Here is a 4,052-nt window from a genome sequence, read left to right as displayed (position 1 = left end):
GCTCGGTGAGAACGCCCAGTACGCCGTGGTGAAGAACACGCTGACCAAGATTGCGGCCAACGAGGCCGGGATCACGCTCGACGACCAGCTCTTCGCTGGTCCGACGGCCGTCGCCTTCGTCACCGGTGACCCGGTGGAGTCGGCGAAGGGTCTTCGTGACTTCGCCAAGGACAACCCGAATCTCGTCATCAAGGGCGGTGTCCTTGACGGTAAGGCGCTGTCCGCCGACGAGATCAAGAAGCTTGCGGACCTCGAGTCCCGCGAGGTTCTGCTCAGCAAGCTGGCCGGTGCCTTCAAGGGGAAGCAGTCCCAGGCTGCCTCCGTCTTCCAGGCGCTGCCGTCGAAGCTCGTCCGCACCGTGGACGCGCTGCGCGCCAAGCAGGCCGAGCAGGGCGGTGCCGAGTAACTCGGCTCGCACACTGACCGCCGCAGCCTGAACGCGACGGTCACAGCGGGCCAGACGTACGCCCGCCAGACATGTACATCCGGCACCAGCCGAATTAGTGGAAGGACCGCCATCATGGCGAAGCTGTCTCAGGAAGACCTGCTCGCGCAGTTCGAGGAGATGACCCTCATCGAGCTCTCCGAGTTCGTGAAGGCGTTCGAGGAGAAGTTCGACGTCACCGCCGCCGCTGCCGCGCCGGTCATGATCGCCGGCGGTGCCGCCGGTGGCGCTGCCGCCGAGGCCGTCGAGGAGAAGGACGAGTTCGACGTCGTCCTCACCGGCGCCGGTGACAAGAAGATCCAGGTCATCAAGGTCGTGCGTGAGCTGACCTCCCTCGGCCTGAAGGAGGCCAAGGACCTGGTGGACGGCGCCCCGAAGCCCGTCCTCGAGAAGGTCGCCAAGGACGCCGCGGAGAAGGCCAAGGAGGCCCTCGAGGGCGCCGGCGCCTCCGTCGAGGTCAAGTAAGGCCTCACGGGTCCCGCACGGACTCTCGCGCGCGGACCGCGGCCCCGCAGGGCCGTGAACAGTCCCCTGGGGCTGTAACGCGAACGCACCGAAGAGCGATCATCCATCCGGGTGGTCGCTCTTCGGCGTTCCGAGGGCCCGGCGGCGGCTGCCTTGCACCCGTGGTCGCGAGGGGTAAGGTGATCTTCGTTGTGCCTCTCAGCGCCCCCGGTGGCGGGCTGCACGTGACGAGCGCAGCACCCCGGCTTGGGCAAGGGGGCCTTGACGAACTGCACGCAGCGCGCAATTCTCAGGACGCGTCGTCACAAGGATCCGAATCCGAGGCATGGATCGACGACGAAGAGGGCAGTATCACCGTGGCGTTGAGGGCGTGGCCTTGTCGCAGGGGTTGAGGACAACGAGGGCATCGAGGGTCTTCGAAAACCCGCACTGGACATCAGTGTGCCAAGTGGCTACACTGACCCTTTGCGCTGCCTGTTAGCTGTCCCCTGCCCGTCACCAGGGGCATGCCCTCGCTTAAGCACCGACGATCGGACCGTCCCTGACCTGGGGCTATCTGTCTCTGTGTATCGGTGAGGGGCCGGTACGCGCGTAGTGAGTCCGAGCCCTCGGAAGGACCCCCTCTTGGCCGCCTCGCGCAACGCCTCGACCGCGAATACGAACAACGGCGCCAGCACTGCCCCGCTGCGCATCTCTTTTGCAAAGATCAAGGAGCCTCTCGAGGTTCCGAACCTGCTCGCGCTGCAGACCGAGAGCTTCGACTGGCTGCTCGGCAACACGGCCTGGCAGAGTCGGGTCGAGGAGGCTCTGGAGAACGGTCAGGACGTCCCCACCAAGTCCGGGCTCGAGGAGATCTTCGAGGAGATCTCCCCGATCGAGGACTTCAGCGGGTCGATGTCGCTGACGTTCCGCGACCACCGCTTCGAGCCGCCGAAGAACTCGATCGACGAGTGCAAGGAGCGTGACTTCACCTACGCGGCTCCGCTCTTCGTCACCGCCGAGTTCACCAACAACGAGACCGGCGAGATCAAGTCCCAGACGGTCTTCATGGGCGACTTCCCGCTCATGACCAACAAGGGCACCTTCGTCATCAACGGCACCGAGCGTGTCGTGGTGTCCCAGCTGGTCCGTTCGCCGGGTGTCTACTTCGACTCCTCCATCGACAAGACGTCCGACAAGGACATCTTCTCCGCCAAGATCATCCCGTCCCGGGGTGCCTGGCTGGAGATGGAGATCGACAAGCGCGACATGGTCGGTGTCCGTATCGACCGCAAGCGCAAGCAGTCCGTCACCGTCCTCCTGAAGGCGCTCGGCTGGACCACCGAGCAGATCCTCGAGGAGTTCGGTCAGTACGAGTCGATGCGTGCCACCCTGGAGAAGGACCACACCCAGGGCCAGGACGACGCGCTGCTCGACATCTACCGCAAGCTGCGTCCGGGCGAGCCCCCCACCCGTGAGGCCGCGCAGACGCTGCTGGAGAACCTGTACTTCAACCCCAAGCGCTACGACCTCGCCAAGGTCGGCCGCTACAAGGTCAACAAGAAGCTGGGTACGGACACGCAGCTGGACGCGGGCGTCCTGACCGTCGAGGACATCATCGCGACGATCAAGTACCTGGTGAAGCTGCACGCCGGTGAGACCGAGACGGTCGGCGAGTCCGGGCGCTCGATCATCGTCGAGACCGACGACATCGACCACTTCGGCAACCGCCGTATCCGCAGCGTCGGCGAGCTCATCCAGAACCAGGTCCGTACGGGTCTCGCCCGTATGGAGCGCGTCGTGCGCGAGCGCATGACCACCCAGGACGTCGAGGCGATCACGCCGCAGACCCTGATCAACATCCGGCCGGTCGTCGCCTCCATCAAGGAGTTCTTCGGCACCAGCCAGCTGTCCCAGTTCATGGACCAGAACAACCCGCTGTCGGGCCTGACGCACAAGCGTCGTCTCAACGCCCTCGGCCCGGGTGGTCTCTCCCGTGAGCGGGCCGGCTTCGAGGTCCGAGACGTCCACCCTTCGCACTACGGCCGCATGTGCCCGATCGAGACGCCCGAAGGCCCGAACATCGGTCTGATCGGCTCGCTCGCCTCGTACGGCCGGGTCAACGCGTTCGGTTTCGTCGAGACGCCGTACCGCAAGGTCGTCGAGGGCCGGGTCACCGACGACGTCGACTACCTGACGGCCGACGAGGAGGACCGCTTCGTCATCGCGCAGGCCAACGCCACGCTCAACGACGACATGCGGTTCGCCGAGAACCGCGTGCTGGTCCGCCGCCGTGGCGGCGAGGTCGACTACGTCGCCGGTGACGACGTGGACTACATGGACGTCTCGCCGCGCCAGATGGTGTCGGTCGCGACCGCCATGATCCCCTTCCTGGAGCACGACGACGCCAACCGTGCCCTCATGGGCGCGAACATGATGCGCCAGGCCGTGCCGCTGATCCAGGCGGAGTCCCCGCTCGTCGGCACCGGCATGGAGTACCGCTCCGCGGTCGACGCCGGCGACGTGGTGAAGGCCGAGAAGGACGGTGTGGTCCAGGAGGTCTCCGCGGACTACATCACCACCGCCAACGACGACGGCACGTACATCACGTACCGCCTGGCCAAGTTCTCCCGGTCCAACCAGGGCACCTCGGTCAACCAGAAGGTCATCGTCAACGAGGGCGACCGCATCATCACGGGCCAGGTGCTCGCCGATGGTCCGGCCACCGAGAACGGCGAGATGGCCCTGGGCAAGAACCTGCTCGTGGCGTTCATGCCGTGGGAGGGTCACAACTACGAGGACGCGATCATCCTGTCGCAGCGCCTCGTGCAGGACGACGTCCTCTCCTCGATCCACATCGAGGAGCACGAGGTCGACGCCCGTGACACCAAGCTCGGCCCCGAGGAGATCACCCGGGACATCCCGAACGTCTCCGAGGAGGTCCTCGCCGACCTCGACGAGCGCGGCATCATCCGTATCGGTGCCGAGGTCGTCGCCGGCGACATCCTCGTCGGCAAGGTCACGCCCAAGGGTGAGACCGAGCTGACGCCGGAGGAGCGCCTGCTGCGCGCGATCTTCGGTGAGAAGGCCCGTGAGGTCCGTGACACCTCGCTGAAGGTCCCGCACGGCGAGATCGGCAAGGTCATCGGCGTCCGCGTCTTCG

3 protein-coding genes are annotated in these 4,052 nt (G+C 65.9%); all 3 read left to right on the top strand.

All coding sequences use genetic code 11. The features are described from left to right. On the top strand, positions 1-406 hold a 406-nt coding region (gene rplJ, locus AB0O67_RS36795), incomplete at its 5' end, for a 50S ribosomal protein L10 (RefSeq protein ID WP_365460301.1). A gap of 114 nt (positions 407-520) precedes the next feature. Beyond that, positions 521-910 (top strand): 50S ribosomal protein L7/L12, encoded by a 390-nt coding sequence (rplL, locus tag AB0O67_RS36790; protein WP_365460298.1) that lies wholly within the window; start codon positions 521-523, stop codon positions 908-910. A gap of 624 nt (positions 911-1,534) precedes the next feature. Beyond that, a partial coding sequence (gene rpoB, locus AB0O67_RS36785; RefSeq protein WP_365460295.1) for a DNA-directed RNA polymerase subunit beta occupies positions 1,535-4,052 on the top strand: 2,518 nt, incomplete at its 3' end.

Source organism: Streptomyces sp. NPDC086077 (assembly GCF_040686175.1).
Classification (GTDB): Bacteria; Actinomycetota; Actinomycetes; order Streptomycetales; family Streptomycetaceae; genus Streptomyces.
The sequence above is the reverse complement of the archived record's forward strand: the minus strand, read 5'-3'. Positions and strand labels throughout refer to the sequence as shown.

Excerpts from the sequence above, each read along its gene's own strand:
- rplL (WP_365460298.1), top strand. The coding sequence starts at position 521 with ATGGCGAAGCTGTCTCAGGAAGACCTGCTCGCGCAGTTCGAGGAGATG.